Below are 16,223 nucleotides of genomic sequence, written 5' to 3' on the forward strand. Positions count from 1 at the left end.
GGATGGAGACTCCGAGGTTAGACCCGCACGGCCGCAAAACAATCGTCCGGCCCTACACTTCGCCTGACATGGCGGTGATTGAAAATTGAAACGGCGGGCCGAGGCCCGCCGTTCATTTTTTCGTTGGATCCGGTCGCCTTAGAACTGGTCGTCGGTCAGCGCCATGACCGGGTCCGCGCCGGTCTCGATCCGCGCGAGGTGCATCGCGCAGGCCGGAAGCTGACGCGCCATGTAGTAGCGGCCCGTGGCGATCTTGCCTTCGTAGAAGGCGGTGTCCGACGCCCCGTTGTCGAGCGCGGTGAAGGCGGCTTTCGCCATCCGCGTCCACATCAGGCCAAGGCAGACATGACCCATCAGGTGCATGAAGTCATAGCTGCCCGAGAGCGCTGCGTTCGGGTTCTTCATGCCGTTTTGCATGAAGAACATGCCCGCGGTCTGAAGCTGCTTGGAGGCATTCTTCAGCGCGTCGGTGAAGGGCTTCATCCGCTCGTCATCGTCATGCGATTTGCACTCGGCTTTGACCATCTCGAAGAAGGCCATGACGTGCTTGCCGCCGTCCTGAGCGAGCTTGCGGCCCACCAGGTCGAGCGCCTGAATGCCGTTCGCGCCCTCGTAGATCATCGCGATGCGCGCGTCGCGCACATGCTGCGACATCGGCCAGTCCTCGGTATAGCCGTGGCCACCGAAGACCTGCTGCGCGGAGACGGCGGTCTCGAAGCCCTTGTCGGTCAGGAAGCCCTTGATGACCGGGGTCATCAGCGAGATCAGACCTTCGGCCTCGGCGTCGTCGAGCGCATGGGAGCGGTCGATCAGATGCGCACCCCAGAAGGTGAAGGCGCGCGCACCCTCGACGAAGCTCTTCTGATCCATCAGCATCCGGCGCACGTCCGGGTGCACGATGATCGGATCGGCGGCTTTCTCGGGCGCTTTCACGCCGGTCACGTCGCGACCCTGCGTGCGGTCCTTCGCGTAAGCCACCGCTTCCTGATAGGCGGCCTCGGCCACGGCATAGCCTTGCAGGCCCACGCCGAGACGCGCTTCGTTCATCATCGTGAACATCGCGCGCATCCCCTTGTGGAGATCGCCCAGCAGCCAGCCCTTCGCGCCGTCATAGTTCATGACGCAGGTCGCGTTGCCGTGGATGCCCATCTTCTCTTCGAGCTTGCCGACCGAGAGCGAGTTGCGCTCGCCGAGGCTACCGTCCTCGTTCACGAGGAATTTCGGCACGATGAAGAGCGACACGCCCTTGGTGCCTTCGCCACCGCCCGGCGCTTTCGCCAGCACGAGGTGAATCACGTTATCCGACAGGTCGTGATCGCCCGCCGAGATGAAGATCTTCGTGCCGGTGATCGCGTAGGAACCATCGTCCTGCGGCTCGGCCTTGGTGCGCATCAGACCCAGATCGGTGCCGCAATGGGGCTCCGTCAGGTTCATCGTGCCGGTCCAGTCGCAGGTGACCATCTTCGGCAGATAGGTCTGCTTCTGCTCATCCGTGCCGTGAGTGTGGATCGCCGAATAGGCGCCGTGGGTCAGGCCCTGATACATGTTGAAGGCCATGTTGGCCGAGACGAACATCTCGCCCACCGCGCAGTTGAGCAGATAGGGCATGCCCTGACCGCCGAACTCGGGATCGCAATCGAGCGCGGTCCAGCCGCCCTCTTTCATCGCCTCGAACGCTTTGTCGAACCCTTTGGGCGTGCGGACCACGCCGTTTTCGAGCACGCAGCCTTCCTTGTCGCCCACCTCGTTCAGCGGGGCCAGCACCTCGGACGAGACCTTGCCCGCGGCATCCAGAACGGCCTCGGTGAAGTCGCGGTCCATTTCCTCGTAACCCGGCACATCCGAATTCGAGACCTTGAGCAGCTCATGCAGCACAAACTGCATGTCCTTGGTGTTGGCGATAAAGCTCGACATGGTTCGCTCCCTTTAGTCGTCTTCGCGGATCAGGCCGCGTCGTCGTGGCGCGCCTTCTCCAGTTCCTTCTCCGCCCACTCGATCTGACCGGCCAGTTCGTCGATCGCCTGACCCAGTTCCTCGCGTTGGCGCGTCATTTCCTCCAGACGTTGCTGCGCGAGCTTGATCGTCTCGTTCAGCTGCGTCTTCTGCTTGTCGCCCATCTCGTAGAGGTCCAGCAGCTGGCGGATATCCTCCAGCGAGAACCCGAAACGCTTGCCGCGCAGGATCAGTTTCAGCCGGGCGCGATCGCGTCGCGTAAACAGCCGCTTCTGTCCCTCGCGAATGGGAAACAGCAACTCCTTGCTTTCGTAGAACCGCAGGGTGCGCGGGGTCACCTCGAAGGCGCCGCACATCTCGCGGATCGTCATTACTGTGTCGGTCATACTCTCTGCCTCGCGTTTCCTTTGCGTAATGCGACGCGGCAAATCGTCTGCCCGCAGCCACATTACAAGACTTCTTTACGTTCGCGTCACCGTAACGTGGCGTCACGAATCCAATGACGTAATGTCAGGGAATTTTTACCGTACGGTAAAGCAAGTTTCTTTCCTCGAAACCCGCCATAATCGTCAAGCTTACAAGGCGCTCTCACGTCCCCGCTGACGTTAAGGAATGCATTTCAGGGTCAAGAATCAAGAGTGTCCTGAACCTGATCACGCAATTGTCGTAGGTCGTCGATCGCCGCGTCCAGTTCTTCACGTTGTCGCGTGAGGACGTCAAGCTGCCGGTCGGCCAGTTCGACCCAGACGCGGTTCTGCTCTTCCGTGCCTTGCTGATCGTAGATCATCAGCCACTGGCGCAGTTCCTCGAGCGAGAAGCCAAATCGACGCCCGCGCAGGATCAGGGTCATCCGCGCGACTTCGCGCGGGCCGTAATAGCGTGAGCGGCCTTCCTTCTGGGGATTGAGAAGCTCGATATACTCGTAATAGCGCAGCGTGCGCGGGGTCACGTCGAACCGCTCGCACATCTCCTTGAAGGACAATAAGTCTGACATCTATTCGGCCTCCCGATCCGGGCGAGAAGCTAGCGCGCCGGGCTGCGGGCTGCAAGCTATGCCGCCCCCGGCCCGGCGGGCAGCAGCTCAGATTTCGATCGCTTTGAGTATCTCGGGCTCGATCACATCCACGCCGGGCAAGCCGTCGATGAGCGGCTGGGCCGATTGCTCCAGCGCATCGAAGGTCTTGTAGTGGCAGGGAATGACGGTCTTGAAGTTGAAATACTTCTTCGACGCCCAGGCCGCGCGCTTCATGTCCATCGTGAAATGGCCGCCCGCTGCGAGGATGCCGATATCGGGATTATGCAGTTCGCCCATCCATTCCATGTCGGCCATGATGTCGGTGTCGCCGGTGACATAGATCGTGTGACCTTCGGCTTCGATCATGAAGCCCGCGGGCTGGCCTGCATAGACCGGATCGCCGCCCTTGTAGTCGATCGAGGCCGAATGGGTCGCGTTCACCATCGTGACCTTCGCGCCGCCTAGATCGACCGTGCCGCCCTTGCCGAAGCCGACGGTTTCGGCCCCCTCGGCGCCAAGGATGATCGACAATTCGTGAATGCAGTAGATCGGAATGCCCAGTTCCTTCGCGATCGGCACCGCATCGGAGGCGTGATCGCCATGGCCATGGGTCAACAGCAGATGCGTCGCGCCTTTGATAGCTTCGCTGCGCTTATCGTCCGGAAAGACCGGCGAGCCGGTCAGGAACGGGTCGAGCAGGATCACGGCATCGCCGGTTTCGATGCGGAAGCCGGAATGGCCGAGCCAAATGACTTTCATATGGGTTTCCTCCGTTAGGCACTTCGATTGTGACAGGGTGACGTATCAGCACTGTGCAGGTTCCAAGATTAGCGCGCAAATTCGCGTGTGACAGGGCAGGGGCCCGCTGATGCGGGGCGCGGCGCTTGAAAGCCCCAGTGGCTCGGGCTAAACCGCCTTCCAAGACAAGCGGAGAAGCACATGTCCATTGATATCGACACCGCCCGCAAAGTGGCGCATCTGGCCCGGATCCGGGTGCCCGAAGACCATCTGCCCGAGCTCGCGCAGGAGCTGTCCAGCATCCTGACCTTCATGGAGCAGCTCAACGAGGTCGACGTCGAGGGCGTCGAGCCGATGACCTCCGTGACGCCGATGCGCCTCAAGCGCCGCGTCGACGAGGTGACCGATGGCGGTTATCCCGAGAAAATCCTCAAGAACGCCCCCTATGCCCGTGAGGGCTTCTTTGCCGTGCCGAAGGTGGTCGAATGAGCCTGAACAAACTGACGATTGCCGACGCGCGCGACGCGCTGAAAAAGGGCGATGTGACCGCGGTCGAATTGACCGAGTCCTGCCTTAGCGAGATCGAGGGCGCAGGCGCGCTGAACGCTTACGTGCACAAGACCCCCGAGATCGCGCTGGAGCAGGCCAAGGCCGCCGATGCCCGCATCAAGTCGGGCGACGCGCCCGCGATGTGCGGTATCCCGCTGGGCATCAAGGATCTTTTCGCGACCAAGGGCGTGGCGACGCAGGCCGCGTCGAACATCCTCGACGGGTTCAAGCCGGAATACGAATCCACCGTCACGCAGAACCTGTGGGACGCGGGCGCGGTGATGCTCGGCAAGCTGTCGATGGACGAATTCGCGATGGGCTCGTCGAACGAGACCGCGTGCTACGGTCCTGCAGTGAACCCGTGGAAGATCGACGACCGGCAACTGACGCCGGGTGGCTCCTCGGGCGGGTCCGCTGCCGCCGTGGCTGCCGATCTGTGCCTTGCCGCGACCGGCACCGATACCGGCGGCTCGATCCGCCAGCCCGCCGCTTTCACCGGCATCGTCGGCATCAAGCCGACATATGGCCGGGTCTCGCGCTGGGGCGTGGTGGCGTTCGCCTCCTCGCTCGATCAGGCAGGTCCGATGACCAAATCGGTGCGCGACGCGGCGATCATGCTGGGCACGATGTGCTCGCACGATCCGAAGGATTCGACCTCCGCCGATATTCCGGTCCCGGATTTCGAGGCGGCGCTGACCGGCGACATTCGCGGCAAGAAGATCGGGATCCCGAAGGAATACCGCATCGAGGGCATGCCCGCCGAGATCCAGAAGCTCTGGGACGACGGCATCGCGATGATGAAAGATGCGGGTGCCGAGATCGTCGATATTTCGCTGCCGCATACGAAATACGCGCTGCCCGCTTATTACGTCGTGGCCCCGGCGGAAGCCTCGTCGAACCTCGCGCGCTATGACGGCGTCCGCTATGGCCACCGCGCCAAGCTCGCGGCGGGCGAGGGCATCGTCGACATGTACGAGAAGACCCGCGCCGAAGGCTTCGGCCCCGAGGTCCAGCGTCGCGTGATGATCGGCACCTATGTGCTCTCGGCAGGCTTCTACGACGCCTATTACAACCGCGCCCGCAAGGTCCGCGCGTTGATCAAGCGCGACTTCGAGCAGGTCTTCGCACAGGGTATCGACTCGATCCTGACGCCCGCCACCCCGTCGGCCGCTTTCGGGCTGGGCGAGATGGACGGCGCCGATCCGGTCGAGATGTATATGCAGGATGTGTTCACCGTGACGGTGAACCTTGCGGGCCTTCCCGGCGTTTCAGTGCCGTGCGGGCTGGACAGCAAGGGGCTTCCGCTGGGGCTGCAACTCATCGGGCGGCCCTGGGAAGAGGGCGATCTGCTGAATCACGCGCATGTCCTCGAACAGGCCGCAGGCTTCTCGGCCAAACCGGAGAAATGGTGGTAACATGAAACAGGCACTCGCGATCCTCGGCGGCGTTCTGGCCCTCTCGGGCTGTATCTCTTCGATCCCTGACAGTGGCCCCGAGGCCCGTCGCGAGGCCGAACTGCGCGGCCAGCCCATCGTGCCGCCCTCGGCGCAGAGCGTCCTGCCGACTGACAATGGCACGACGAACCCCGACGCGCCCGGCGCACCGCTGAACGCGACCGGCACCGCGATGCCCGGCACGACCAATGCGCTGTCTGCGCCGACGATCGACGCAGGCGGCACCATCGGTGACGACCCGTCGACCTCGGCCTCCAGCTCGAATGGCGGCGACAATAGCGGCGCTGCGATCGGGGCCGATGCGATGGCCGCGCTGCAGCAGACCGACGCGTCGAACAGCACCGCCGGGTCGAGCACCACGGCCAGCTCGCCGAGCTTCGACACCACCGCGTCGAGCAGCCTCGCCACCGCGCCGGTCACGCAGAACACGATCAGCAATCAGAACAGCTCGGGGCCGAACCTTGCCGCTTATGCGCTGTCGGTGTCGAACCGGCCGGGTGATTCCGTCTACAAGCGCTCGGGCATCAAGCTGACCTCGTCGGACAAGGCCTGCGCGAAATACGTCTCTGCCGATCAGGCGCAGCGCGCCTTCCTCTCGGCAGGCGGCCCGCAGAAAGACCGGCTGAACCTCGATCCCGATGGCGACGGGTTCGCCTGCGGTTGGGATCCGACGCCGTTCCAGCAAGCGCGTCAGTGAGCGCCGACTGGCCCTCGCCCAATTACGGCCCGCGCCGCGATGGGGCGGTGCCGGAACTTATCGTCATCCACTACACCGCGATGCGGTCCTGCGAGGCCGCACGAACCCGCCTCTGCCTGCCCGAGGCGGAGGTCTCCGCGCATTGGCTGATCGGGCGTGACGGTTCGGTCGAGCAACTCGTGCCCGAAGAGAAGCGCGCCTGGCATGCGGGTTTGGGAAGCTGGCAGGGCTTGGGCGATGTGAACTCGCGCTCCATCGGGATCGAGTTGGACAATGAAGGCGACCGTCCGTTCCCCGAGCCGCTGATGGCGTCGCTGGAAGAGCTGCTGCCGCAGATCATGCGCCGATGGGCAATCGCGCCGGAAAACGTCATCGGCCATTCGGATTTCGCGCCCGAGCGCAAGATCGACCCCGGTCCGCGTTTCGATTGGCAAAGGCTCGCGCGGCAGGGCTTGGCGATCTGGCCTGAACGGAGTCCAGCTGCACCCGCGGTCGATCCCGAGAGCTTCCTCGCGCTGGCCTCGAGCCTTGGCTATCCGGAAGCGCCGCTCGCGACGATCCTGCCCGCCTTCCGCCTGCGCTTTCGCCCGCGCCATGAGGGGCCGCTGGATGCGGTCGACATGGCGCTGGTCGCCGATTTGGCGATGCGCTTCGGTGCGGATGGCGGGGCTTGGCGATCGAGCTGAAGACGAGGAGGGGGCTCTGCCCCCGCTCCCTGCGGGAGCCCCCCGGGATATTTCTGCCAAGCCGAAAAGGTGATCAGAGCGCTGCGGCGAGCCGGGTGCCCTGATCGATGGCGCGTTTCGCGTCGAGTTCCGCCGCCACATCCGCGCCGCCGATCACATGCGGGCTGCGACCCGCCGCGATCAGCGCATCGGCCAGCGAGCGGTCCGAGAGCTGACCTGCGCAGAGCACCACCGTATCGGCCTCGATCAGCGTCGGGTTTTCGCGCGCCTCGCCGAAAGTGACATGCAGCCCCTCGGCAGTGATCTTTTCGTAATTCACGCCGCCGATCATTTTGACGTCCTTCATATTCAGCGCCGCGCGGTGAACCCAGCCGGTGGTCTTGCCGAGGCGGCGGCCGAGTTTTTCCTTCTTGCGCTGCAGCAGGGTGACCTCGCGGGCAGGGGCTTCCGGCTCGGGCTTGGTCAAGCCGCCCGGTGTCTGCGCCGGATCGCCGACGCCCCATTCGCGCTTCCATTCCTCGAGATCGAGGGTCGGGCTGTCGGTGACGGTCAGGAATTCGGCCACGTCGAAGCCGATGCCGCCCGCGCCGATCACCGCGACGCGTTTGCCGGCGGTGACGCGGCCCTTGAGGATGTCGATGTAACTCACGACCTGCCCGCCCTCGGTCGGGATTTCCGGGTCGCGCGGCTGCACGCCGGTGGCGATGATGATCTCGTCGAAGGGCGCGAGCAATTCGGGCGTGGCGTCGGTCTCCAGCTTCACCGTCACGCCGGTCTTCTCGACCATGGTCTTGAACCAGTCGGTGAGCCCGTGGAATTCCTCCTTGCCGGGGATCGCACGCGCCATCGTCAGCTGCCCGCCGAGTTCAGACGCGCGGTCGAACAGGGTCACCGCGTGGCCGCGCTCTGCCGCGGTGATCGCGGCAGACAGGCCCGCCGGGCCCGCGCCGACGACGGCGACGGATTTCGGCGCCTCGGTCTTGGTGATGACGATCTCGGTCTCATGGGCGGCGCGCGGATTCACGAGGCAGCTCGAGACCTTGCCTTGGAAGGTGTGGTCCAGGCAGGCCTGGTTGCAGGCGATGCAGGGCGCGATCTCGGCAGCGCGGCCCTCTTTCGCCTTCACTACGAAATCCGCATCGGCGAGGAAGGGACGCGCCATCGACACCATGTCGGCGCAGCCGTCGCCCAGCACCTCTTCGGCGACCTCAGGCGTGTTGATGCGATTGGACGTGATGACCGGGATCGAGACCTCGGGCTTGAGCCGACCGGTGAGCCAGGTGAAGGCCGCCCGCGGCACCGACGTCACGATGGTCGGCACCCGCGCCTCGTGCCAGCCGATGCCGGTGTTGAGCATCGTGGCACCCGCTGCCTCGACGGCCTTGGCGAGCGTGACGACCTCTTCCCAGGTCGAGCCGTCGGGGATCAGGTCGATCAGCGAGATGCGGAAGATCACGATGAAATCGGGGCCGACCGCTTCGCGCACGCGCTTGACCACTTCGACGGGCAGGCGCATCCGGTTCTCGAACGAGCCGCCCCAACCGTCTTCGCGCTTGTTGGTGTGGCGCACGAGGAACTGGTTGAGGAAATAGCCCTCCGAGCCCATCACCTCGACGCCGTCATAACCCGCCTCGCGGGCGCGCGCGGCGGCGGTGGCAATGTCGGCGATCTGCTTTTCGATCCCGGCTTCGTCGAGCTCTTTCGGCGGGAAAGGCGAAATCGGTGATTTGACGGCCGACGGGGCCACGCAATCGGGGCCATAGGCGTAGCGCCCGGCGTGCAGAATCTGCATCGCGATGCGGCCGCCCGCTTCGTGGACGCGGTCAGTGATGATGCGGTGATGCGCGATATCCTCGGGGGTGAACAGCCCCGCCGCGCCGGGGAACACGCCGCCTTCGTTATTGGGGGCCATGCCGCCCGTAACCATCAGCGCGACACCGCCGCGCGCGCGCTCGGCATAGAACTCGGCCACCGCATTCCAGTCGCCGCGCTCCTCGAGATTGGTGTGCATCGAGCCCATCAGCACGCGGTTCGGCAGCGTCACATGGCCCAGATCGAGCGGCGTGAAGATATGCGGATATTGGCTCATATAACCCTCCCTGATTTGGCCCGCACTCTGCGGCGCGGGGCCAAGCTTGTCACGTCGAACGCGGCGTCAGAGCGAAAGCGCCACCGTTTCGCAGGGTTCACCAACCTGCGGGATTCTCTCCGATTGTTACCCTCGTATTGTCGCCGCGAAGTCTAAATTGCGCCCGATTTCGTGCCGATAAGCGGGAAATAAGAAACAGAAATTACAAGCCGAAGGGTGTTTGGGATGGATCGCCTGACTGAAATGGAAGCCTTTGCCACCGTTGTGGACCAAGGGGGCTTCACCGATGCGGCCAAGAAGATGGGCATCTCCAAATCGGCTGTGTCGAAACACGTCTCGGCATTGGAGGCGCGCCTCGGCGCACGTCTTCTGAATCGCACCACGCGTCGCGTTTCGCCGACGGAAATCGGGCTGGCCTATTACGATCGCGCGCGTCGTGTTCTCAACGATGCGGGCGAGGCCGATGCACTGGTCACGTCGATGCAGACGGCGCCCTCGGGGCTGCTGCGCATCTCGGTCGCCACCGATTTCGGTGTGAATCTTCTCTCGCCCGTTCTGGGCGAATTCCTGCAGGAATTTCCCGAAATCACCGTGAATATGGTGCTGAATAACCGCTACGTCGAACTCATCTCCGAAGGGTTCGACATGGCGATCCGCGTCGGCGAGCTGGAGGATTCGAGCCTGCGCGCGCGCAAGCTGACCGAGACCTCGCGTCGGATGATCGCCTCGCCCGCTTACTTCCAGAAATTCGGCCGTCCCGAGCGGATCGACGATCTCAACGACCACAAGCTGCTGCATTATTCCAACCAGTCGGCGGGCAATGTCTGGAAGCTGACCGCGCCTTCGGGCGAGCGGCGTCAGGTCCGCTCGGCGGGCTGGCTGACGGTCAATGACGGCCAATCGCTGCTGCATGCCGCAACGGCCGGTCTGGGGATCGCTTACCTGCCGTCCTTCCTTTACGCCGATGCGATGCGCGAAGGGTTGGTGGAAGAGGCGATGCCCGATCTGCCGATGGAAACGCTGGGCATCTACGCGATCTATCCGCCGGGCCGTTTCACCCAGCCGAAAGTGCGCGCCTTCATAGATTTCCTCGCCAAGACCTTCGCCGAGAAGGGCCCCGACAACTGGTGAGAGCGAACTCCCTCCCGCGCCGGGCCATTCCGCCGGCTGGCGCTAACTCCGGGTCGAGGTGAGAACCGCTTCGACCCGTCTGTTTTTCTCGCGCCCCTCTTTGGTCAGATTGCTTGCGCGCGGGGCAAGGAAACCCGCCCCCTCGGCACTGACCTGCGACGCCGCCACCCCGTAATCGCCAATCAGCTTCTGCCGTGCCGATTGCGCGCGTTTCTTCGACAGCGCGATATTGGCCGCAAGCGAGCCCACCGCATCGGTATGGCCCACCAGCATCACCTGAAAATCGGGATTGGCCTTGAGGAACTCGGCCAGCGCCTGCAGCGAGGCGAAATCGCCAGAACCGAGCGCAGAGGCCCCGGACGGAAAGTCGAGATCGTCGAGCGCGACCGACCCCTGCGCCTCCAGCGTCTGCGCAAGTGCGGACGGGGCGACGGCGGGCGCATCGGCGCGCGGCAGAATCGGCGCGGTTTGCGGCGGGGCGAGCGGATCATCGGGCTGGGCGGGGGTGACGTCCTGCACCCGCATCTCGGTCACCTGAATGAAGCCCGACTCGGACGAGCGCGACACGGTGATCGCGAAATAATCGGCCCCCTTGCGCGCCGCGATATAGCGGAAGTCGCCCAGATCGACATGCATCGCGGGCTCTGACAGCAGGTCGAGCGCGTAGCGGAAATCGAAGCCGCCGCAGGCCTGCGTGTCGCATTCATAGAGGATGTCGTAGCCCGCCTGTTTGAGCTGGTCGCGCAGCGGGGCGAGGATTTGCAGCGTCGTGTTCTGATTGGCGCGCAGCTGATAGGCGGTGTCGGAGCGCGCGCCTTCCAGATCGCGGGTCTCGAGCTGACCGTCCTGCCACGGCCCGACGGCCAACTGGTAGCTGGTAGCGGGGCTCGTTTCCTGCGCGGATTGGGTGGCGCCCGCCGGCAGCGTCAGGTCCGCCGATGCGGCCAGCGCCGCGTGGGACAGGGTGACGGCCAGAAGACCGGCCAGCAGGAGGGTCGCCCGGCGGGTCATGCCACCTCCGGCGCGCGGCGATAGTGATATTGCGCGCGCACTTCCATGCCGAAGCTTTCGGCGAGTGTGTTCGAGGCGTCATTGGCGAGTGTCGTGATCATCTCGAACCGCTCCGCCCCGGCCTCGGCGGCCCAGCGAGCGCCCTCATAGATCATCTCGCGCGCGAGGCTCATCCGGCGGTATTTTGGGGCGACGGCGAGCGCGTGGAGCATCGCCGCCCCCTCGTAGAGACCGATATAGGCGACGCCTGCGGCCCGGTCTTCCTTGCGGCCCAGAACGCAGGTTTTCGGCACCTCGGCGCGATCCATGATCGCTTGGCGCTCGGGTCCGACATCGAGCTCGGTCCAGAGGTCGCGGGCGATCTGCAGCGGCGGCCAATGGGCGAAAGCGGTCACGGGCGGCACCTCGCCCTGCATCGCGGCGATCGGAGCCGACCAGATCCGCACCGGGTCATAGGATTCGTAGCCGCGCGCCTCCAGGACCGCATCCAGGGCCTCGTCGCCCGCGCGGATCATGAAGCGCGGGCGCTGGCCCAAGGCGCGATGCGCAGCTTCGGCGGTCGGAATGTCGGCCTGCTCGAGCGGCACCTCCAGCGTCGCGCAGCTGACACGCGATCCGCCGCCTTGCCCGTCGCGGATCAGAAACCCGCCCGCGCGGCGATATTCGGCTGCGGGCCAGGTCGCGTCGATGATCGCGTAGGCGTCGATCATGTGCCCTCCGGGAAGGCGGTTTTCAGCTCGGCGAAGCCCGCATCGACCTGAACGGGATCGGTGCCGCGCAGAACGAGGTTCGTGCCGTAACGGCCCTCCTGCACGAAGGGGTAGGAGCCGATCGAGAGGTCGGGATAGCGGCCCGCCAGCGCGCGCAGATCGTCGGCCACCGAGGATTCCGCGCGCAGCACCTGCAGGCTGCGCGAGAGCATCGGCGCGCCGCCGGTGAGCTTCGGCAAAAGCCCTTCGACCATCGCCTGAAAGATGTTCGGCACGCCCGCCATCACATGGACATTGCCGAGCGAAAAGCCCGGCGCGGCGGAGATCGGGTTCTCGATCAAAACTGCCCCGTCGGGGATACGCGCCATGCGCAGCCGCGCGGCGGTGAACTCGGTGTCGCGGGCAGCATAATGCGCGGCGAGGATCGCCTTGGCATCCTCGCGCACGTCGAGCTTCGCCCCCATCGCCTCAGCCACCGCATCGGCGGTGATGTCGTCATGGGTCGGACCGATTCCGCCGCTCGTAAAAAGGTGATCATGGGCTGCCGAGAGCTCCCGCACCGCAGCCACGATCACGTCATTGTCGTCCGGCACCACGCGGATTTCGCGGCAGGTGATTCCGCGCTCGACCAGCTGTCCGGCCAGATAATGCGCGTTTCCCTCGCGGGTGCGCCCCGAGAGGATTTCATCGCCGATGATCAGGATCGCTGCGGTGGGATTTGGCATCTGTGAGGCTCCTTTCGACTTGGTATAGGGCGCGGAACGGGGCGCGAAAAGCCCGGGCACTGGCCAAGCCCCGCTTTTGTGACTATCTAAAGGCCGAAACCCTTAAGGAGCAGACCGTTGGACGATACTCAGGGCCGCACCACGAAGGACGGAATCCGGATCTACGATCAGAGCGATTTTGCGGGAATGCGCGCCTCCTCGCAGGTGACGGCGCAAATTCTCGACGAGGTCGCCGATCTGGTGGAGCCGGGGGTCACGACCGCAGCACTCGACGCCTTCATCGAACGCCGCGTGGGCGAGCTGGGCGCCACCTCGGCGACCATCGGGTATCGCGGCTATCAGCACGCGAGCTGCATCTCGGTGAACCATGTCGTCTGCCACGGCATCCCGGGCGACAAGAAGCTGAAGGACGGCGATATCATCAATATCGACGTGACCGTGATCCTCGACGGCTGGTTCGGGGACAGCTCGCGCATGTATGTCGCGGGCAATCTGAGCCGCAAGGCCGAGCGTCTGATTCAGGTCACCCATGACTCGCTCATGGTCGGCATCGAGCAGGTGAAGCCCGGCAACACCTTTGGCGATATCGGTCACGCGATCCAGAAATTCGTCGAAAGCAACCGTATGTCGGTGGTGCGCGACTTCTGCGGTCACGGCGTGGGCAAGGTGTTCCACGCGCCGCCGAACGTGCTGCATTACGGGCGCGCGGGCACCGGCGCGATGCTCGAAGAGGGTATGATCTTCACGATCGAGCCGATGGTGAATCTGGGCCGCCCCGAGACCAAGGTTCTGGCCGATGACTGGACCGCCGTGACGCGGGACAAATCGCTGTCGGCGCAGTTCGAGCATTCGGTGGGCGTGACCGCCGATGGCTGCGAGATCTTCACCACCTCGCCGGCGGGGCGCTTCCACCCGACCTGGCGCTAAAGGTCAGGCGTTGGTGGGGGCGCTGCCCCCGCTGGCTGCGCCAGCCCCCCGGGATACTTTCGCCAAGCCGAAGATCAGGGATCGAGGCCGATGAGCCGCGGCACTTGAGCCATGTCGGTGAACAGTTCCGCCCCTTCCGCGGCGAGCTTCGGATTGTCGCCTTTCGGAGAATAGCCGAGGCAGCGCATACCTGCGTTTTTCGCCGCGCGCGCGCCGGTGGCGCTATCCTCGATCACGACGCAAGCCTTCGGGTCAGCGCCCAGATGGCGCGCGGCATGGATGTAGAGATCGGGCTTCGGCTTGGGCAGTCCCATGTCCTGCCCCGAGAACAGCAGCCCTTCGAGCCGCGTGCGGATATCCGGGTGCTGCCCGAGCGTCGCCTCCATCTTCGCCTGCCGCCCGTTCGAGCCGACCGCAAAGGGAATTCCCTCTGCATCGAGCCGGGCGAGAAGGCGCGGGATGCCGGGCATCAACTCGGTGCCCTCGCGCAGCCGGGCGTAGAGCCCCTCGTAATAGCTATCGACCCAGCCTTCGGGCAGATCGGCCCCGTGCTCGCGGCCCCATTGATAGACATTCTCAATTGTGGAGCCGATGAAGGCCTCCTCCAGTTCGGAGATCGTCTTGTGCAAGTCGTAGCGGGCGAATTCTTCCTGGATCAGGTCGAAGGTCGCAGGCTCGCTGTCGACGAGCACGCCGTCGCAATCGAACAGGACGGCATGGGGGATCTTCGGGTGGTGCGTCATTCAGACATCCTGGCAAGGGTTACGAGCGTGTCGCCATAACGGCGCTGGTCGAGCTGTTCGAGGGCGGCGGGCAGGATCGGCGGGGTGTTCTCTTCCCAAACGATCATCGCGCCCGGAGCGATCCATCCATTCTCGAGACAGGAGGCGAGGGCGCGTTCGCCCAGCCCCATTCCGTAGGGCGGATCGAGGAAGATCAGATCGTAGCCGGGGCCGCGATTGGGACCCATATTGGTTGCATCGCGCCGCCAGACATCGGTCACGCCCATCGCGCGCATCGCCTCGATATTGCGGCGCAGAAGCGCGCGGGCGGCGGTGCCGTCATCGACGAAGGCGACGCGGGCCGCGCCACGCGACAGAGCCTCCAGCCCCAGCGCGCCGGTGCCTGCGAAGAGATCGAGCACCCGCGCCTCGGGCACCGGATTGCCATGCCCGCCATTCGTCAGCAGGTTGAAGATCGACTCGCGCACGCGGTCGGTCGTGGGACGCAGATGCGCGTCCATGTCGCCCGCACCCACATCCGCCAGTTTCAGCCCGCGCTTCGCCCCACCGATAATTCTCATTTCATCAGGGCTTTCAGCTCTGCCGTGGTCTCGACCGCCTCGGGCGTCACGGGCTTGCCCGCTTCGATCAGGCGTTTGCCGACCATGTAAGCGCGCGCGTCGTTGATCGCGTCCACCGCGATCAGGCGGCCTGCGCGGAAATACCAGAAGCTGCTGCCTTCATCGTGGCGGCTGACGACCTGATCATAGCCCGCATTGAGCCCGGCGATCTGCAATTTCGCGTCGAACTGATCCGACCAGAACCACGGTTTTGGGGCATAGTCGCGGCCTGCGCCCAGCATGTTCTCGGCGACCAGCTCGCCCATGTCGATGGCGTTGCCGACGGATTCGAGGCGGATACGTCCCTCGGTCCCGGGGAAGGAAGAACAATCGCCCGCCGCCCAGATATGGGGCGCGGAGGTGCGGCCCTGCGCGTCCGCGGCGATGCCGTTTTCGCAATGGATACCGGCTTCGCGGGCGACCTCTTCGTCGGGGGTGATGCCGATGCCAACGATCACGAAATCGGCCGGCAATTCGCGCCCGTCCTCGAGGATCGCGCCGGTGACGGTCTCCTCGCCGGTCAAACGCGTCAGGCCGACCCCTTCGAGGATTTCGACGCCGCGCTCGCTGTGCAGCTTGCGGATCGCGTCTGCGGTTTCTTCGCAGGCGACGCGACCGAGGATGCGCGGGGCGGCCTCGACCAACGTGACCTCGAGGCCGAGCTTGCGGGCGACTGCCGCCGCCTCCAGCCCGATATAGCCGCCGCCGACCACCAAGAGCCGCTTGCCGGGGGTGAAATGGGGCTGCATCCGGTCGACATCCGCGAGGTTGCGCACGGTGAAGACATTGCCCAGATCGCCGCCGATCGCCGCGGGCAGACGGCGCGGCGTGGCCCCGGTGCAGAGCGCGAGTTCGGAATAATCGAGCGTCTCGCCATCCGACAGGGTGACCGTCTGCGCCTCGGCATCGATCGCGGTGACGGAGGTGCCGAGCCGCAGCGCGATGTCGTTCTCCTGCCACCAGTCGGGGGCGCGCAGCGTCAGGCGCTCCAGCTCCATCTCGCCCAGCAGATAGGCCTTCGACAGGGGCGGACGCTGGTAGGGCTGAATGGGCTCCGCACCGATCACGGTGATCGCACCGTCATATTTCAGCGCCCGCAGTTTCGCGGCCATGGAGGCTGCGGCCTGTCCCGCGCCGACGATCACTATTCCGCTCATAACTTTCTCCACTGGCCCGGCTCGCGCCTGACCCTATAT

Annotated in this window: 17 protein-coding genes; 6 read left to right on the forward strand and 11 right to left on the reverse strand. The window is 64.8% G+C overall.

Annotation, left to right across the window (positions count from 1 at the left end; all coding sequences use genetic code 11):
• Positions 1-138 precede the first annotated feature (138 nt).
• The 4 genes from BMI86_RS12450 to BMI86_RS12465 form a co-directional block, all read right to left on the reverse strand.
• Positions 139-1,914, reverse strand: a complete 1,776-nt coding sequence (locus BMI86_RS12450) for an acyl-CoA dehydrogenase C-terminal domain-containing protein (RefSeq protein WP_078541679.1) — start codon at positions 1,912-1,914, stop codon at positions 139-141.
• 29 nt (positions 1,915-1,943) lie between these two features.
• The gene (locus BMI86_RS12455; RefSeq protein WP_078541680.1) at positions 1,944-2,339 is read right to left on the reverse strand and encodes a MerR family DNA-binding transcriptional regulator; all 396 of its coding nucleotides are present in this window, start codon (positions 2,337-2,339) and stop codon (positions 1,944-1,946) included.
• Between the two features lie 239 nt (positions 2,340-2,578).
• Entirely contained in the window at positions 2,579-2,947 is a 369-nt protein-coding gene (locus BMI86_RS12460) for a MerR family DNA-binding transcriptional regulator (RefSeq protein ID WP_078541681.1), read from the reverse strand.
• Between the two features lie 87 nt (positions 2,948-3,034).
• The gene (locus BMI86_RS12465) at positions 3,035-3,727 is read right to left on the reverse strand and encodes a metal-dependent hydrolase (RefSeq protein WP_078541682.1); all 693 of its coding nucleotides are present in this window, start codon (positions 3,725-3,727) and stop codon (positions 3,035-3,037) included.
• A gap of 180 nt (positions 3,728-3,907) precedes the next feature.
• Here BMI86_RS12465 and gatC point away from each other — a divergent pair, with 180 nt between their 5' ends.
• Genes gatC through BMI86_RS12485 form a run of 4 tightly spaced genes read left to right on the forward strand, consistent with a single transcriptional unit; the run spans position 3,908 to position 7,092 of the window.
• A complete protein-coding gene (gene gatC / locus BMI86_RS12470) occupies positions 3,908-4,195 on the forward strand; it encodes an Asp-tRNA(Asn)/Glu-tRNA(Gln) amidotransferase subunit GatC (protein ID WP_078541683.1) in 288 nt (95 codons plus the stop codon).
• Positions 4,192-5,670, forward strand: coding sequence for an Asp-tRNA(Asn)/Glu-tRNA(Gln) amidotransferase subunit GatA (gene gatA / locus BMI86_RS12475; RefSeq protein ID WP_078541684.1), 1,479 nt, complete (start codon positions 4,192-4,194; stop codon positions 5,668-5,670). The genes gatC and gatA overlap by 4 nt, the downstream gene beginning before the upstream one ends.
• Before the next feature lies 1 nt (position 5,671).
• Positions 5,672-6,406, forward strand: a complete 735-nt coding sequence (locus BMI86_RS12480; protein WP_078541685.1) for a hypothetical protein — start codon at positions 5,672-5,674, stop codon at positions 6,404-6,406.
• Positions 6,403-7,092 (forward strand): N-acetylmuramoyl-L-alanine amidase, encoded by a 690-nt coding sequence (locus BMI86_RS12485; protein WP_246831705.1) that lies wholly within the window; start codon positions 6,403-6,405, stop codon positions 7,090-7,092. The genes BMI86_RS12480 and BMI86_RS12485 overlap by 4 nt, the downstream gene beginning before the upstream one ends.
• A 73-nt stretch (positions 7,093-7,165) precedes the next feature.
• Here BMI86_RS12485 and BMI86_RS12490 read toward each other — a convergent pair whose 3' ends face one another.
• Positions 7,166-9,181, reverse strand: a complete 2,016-nt coding sequence (locus tag BMI86_RS12490; RefSeq protein ID WP_078541686.1) for an NADPH-dependent 2,4-dienoyl-CoA reductase — start codon at positions 9,179-9,181, stop codon at positions 7,166-7,168.
• Between the two features lie 225 nt (positions 9,182-9,406).
• Between BMI86_RS12490 and BMI86_RS12495 the strand changes: the two genes are divergently transcribed.
• The gene (locus BMI86_RS12495; protein ID WP_078541687.1) at positions 9,407-10,312 is read left to right on the forward strand and encodes a LysR family transcriptional regulator; all 906 of its coding nucleotides are present in this window, start codon (positions 9,407-9,409) and stop codon (positions 10,310-10,312) included.
• Between the two features lie 42 nt (positions 10,313-10,354).
• On the opposite strand, the gene BMI86_RS12500 is transcribed toward BMI86_RS12495, so the two are convergent.
• The 3 genes from BMI86_RS12500 to BMI86_RS12510 are packed head-to-tail and all read right to left on the reverse strand — an operon-like array spanning position 10,355 to position 12,758.
• A complete protein-coding gene (locus BMI86_RS12500; protein ID WP_143594788.1) occupies positions 10,355-11,323 on the reverse strand; it encodes an OmpA family protein in 969 nt (322 codons plus the stop codon).
• On the reverse strand, positions 11,320-12,033 hold the full coding sequence (locus BMI86_RS12505) for a GNAT family N-acetyltransferase (RefSeq protein ID WP_078541688.1): 714 nt from the start codon (positions 12,031-12,033) through the stop codon (positions 11,320-11,322). Before BMI86_RS12505 ends, BMI86_RS12500 begins: the two co-directional genes overlap by 4 nt.
• Positions 12,030-12,758 (reverse strand): molybdopterin-binding protein, encoded by a 729-nt coding sequence (locus BMI86_RS12510; protein WP_078541689.1) that lies wholly within the window; start codon positions 12,756-12,758, stop codon positions 12,030-12,032. Before BMI86_RS12510 ends, BMI86_RS12505 begins: the two co-directional genes overlap by 4 nt.
• Positions 12,759-12,875: 117 nt before the next feature.
• On the opposite strand from BMI86_RS12510, the gene map reads away from it, so the two are divergent.
• Entirely contained in the window at positions 12,876-13,685 is an 810-nt protein-coding gene (gene map, locus BMI86_RS12515; RefSeq protein ID WP_078541690.1) for a type I methionyl aminopeptidase, read from the forward strand.
• A gap of 74 nt (positions 13,686-13,759) precedes the next feature.
• Here map and BMI86_RS12520 read toward each other — a convergent pair whose 3' ends face one another.
• Genes BMI86_RS12520 through BMI86_RS12530 form a run of 3 tightly spaced genes read right to left on the reverse strand, consistent with a single transcriptional unit; the run spans position 13,760 to position 16,184 of the window.
• Positions 13,760-14,428: an HAD family phosphatase gene (locus BMI86_RS12520; RefSeq protein ID WP_078541691.1), complete on the reverse strand. Its 669-nt coding sequence runs from the start codon at positions 14,426-14,428 to the stop codon at positions 13,760-13,762.
• Positions 14,425-14,988, reverse strand: a complete 564-nt coding sequence (gene rsmD, locus BMI86_RS12525) for a 16S rRNA (guanine(966)-N(2))-methyltransferase RsmD (RefSeq protein ID WP_078541692.1) — start codon at positions 14,986-14,988, stop codon at positions 14,425-14,427. The genes BMI86_RS12520 and rsmD overlap by 4 nt, the downstream gene beginning before the upstream one ends.
• Positions 14,985-16,184, reverse strand: coding sequence for an FAD-dependent oxidoreductase (locus tag BMI86_RS12530; protein ID WP_078541693.1), 1,200 nt, complete (start codon positions 16,182-16,184; stop codon positions 14,985-14,987). The genes rsmD and BMI86_RS12530 overlap by 4 nt, the downstream gene beginning before the upstream one ends.
• Positions 16,185-16,223: the final 39 nt, after the last annotated feature.

The sequence above is a fragment of the Thioclava sp. DLFJ5-1 genome (assembly GCF_002020115.1).
Lineage (GTDB): Bacteria > Pseudomonadota > Alphaproteobacteria > Rhodobacterales > Rhodobacteraceae > Thioclava > Thioclava sediminum.

Bases quoted from the DNA above. Each gene is read 5' to 3' on its own strand.
- BMI86_RS12450 (WP_078541679.1), bottom strand. From the start codon at position 1,914: ATGTCGAGCTTTATCGCCAACACCAAGGACATGCAGTTTGTGCTGCAT.
- BMI86_RS12455 (WP_078541680.1), bottom strand. From the start codon at position 2,339: ATGACCGACACAGTAATGACGATCCGCGAGATGTGCGGCGCCTTCGAG.
- BMI86_RS12460 (WP_078541681.1), bottom strand. From the start codon at position 2,947: ATGTCAGACTTATTGTCCTTCAAGGAGATGTGCGAGCGGTTCGACGTG.
- BMI86_RS12465 (WP_078541682.1), bottom strand. From the start codon at position 3,727: ATGAAAGTCATTTGGCTCGGCCATTCCGGCTTCCGCATCGAAACCGGC.
- gatC (WP_078541683.1), top strand. From the start codon at position 3,908: ATGTCCATTGATATCGACACCGCCCGCAAAGTGGCGCATCTGGCCCGG.
- gatA (WP_078541684.1), top strand. From the start codon at position 4,192: ATGAGCCTGAACAAACTGACGATTGCCGACGCGCGCGACGCGCTGAAA.
- BMI86_RS12480 (WP_078541685.1), top strand. From the start codon at position 5,672: ATGAAACAGGCACTCGCGATCCTCGGCGGCGTTCTGGCCCTCTCGGGC.
- BMI86_RS12490 (WP_078541686.1), bottom strand. From the start codon at position 9,181: ATGAGCCAATATCCGCATATCTTCACGCCGCTCGATCTGGGCCATGTG.
- BMI86_RS12495 (WP_078541687.1), top strand. From the start codon at position 9,407: ATGGATCGCCTGACTGAAATGGAAGCCTTTGCCACCGTTGTGGACCAA.
- BMI86_RS12500 (WP_143594788.1), bottom strand. From the start codon at position 11,323: ATGACCCGCCGGGCGACCCTCCTGCTGGCCGGTCTTCTGGCCGTCACC.
- BMI86_RS12505 (WP_078541688.1), bottom strand. From the start codon at position 12,033: ATGATCGACGCCTACGCGATCATCGACGCGACCTGGCCCGCAGCCGAA.
- BMI86_RS12510 (WP_078541689.1), bottom strand. From the start codon at position 12,758: ATGCCAAATCCCACCGCAGCGATCCTGATCATCGGCGATGAAATCCTC.
- BMI86_RS12520 (WP_078541691.1), bottom strand. From the start codon at position 14,428: ATGACGCACCACCCGAAGATCCCCCATGCCGTCCTGTTCGATTGCGAC.
- rsmD (WP_078541692.1), bottom strand. From the start codon at position 14,988: ATGAGAATTATCGGTGGGGCGAAGCGCGGGCTGAAACTGGCGGATGTG.
- BMI86_RS12530 (WP_078541693.1), bottom strand. From the start codon at position 16,184: ATGAGCGGAATAGTGATCGTCGGCGCGGGACAGGCCGCAGCCTCCATG.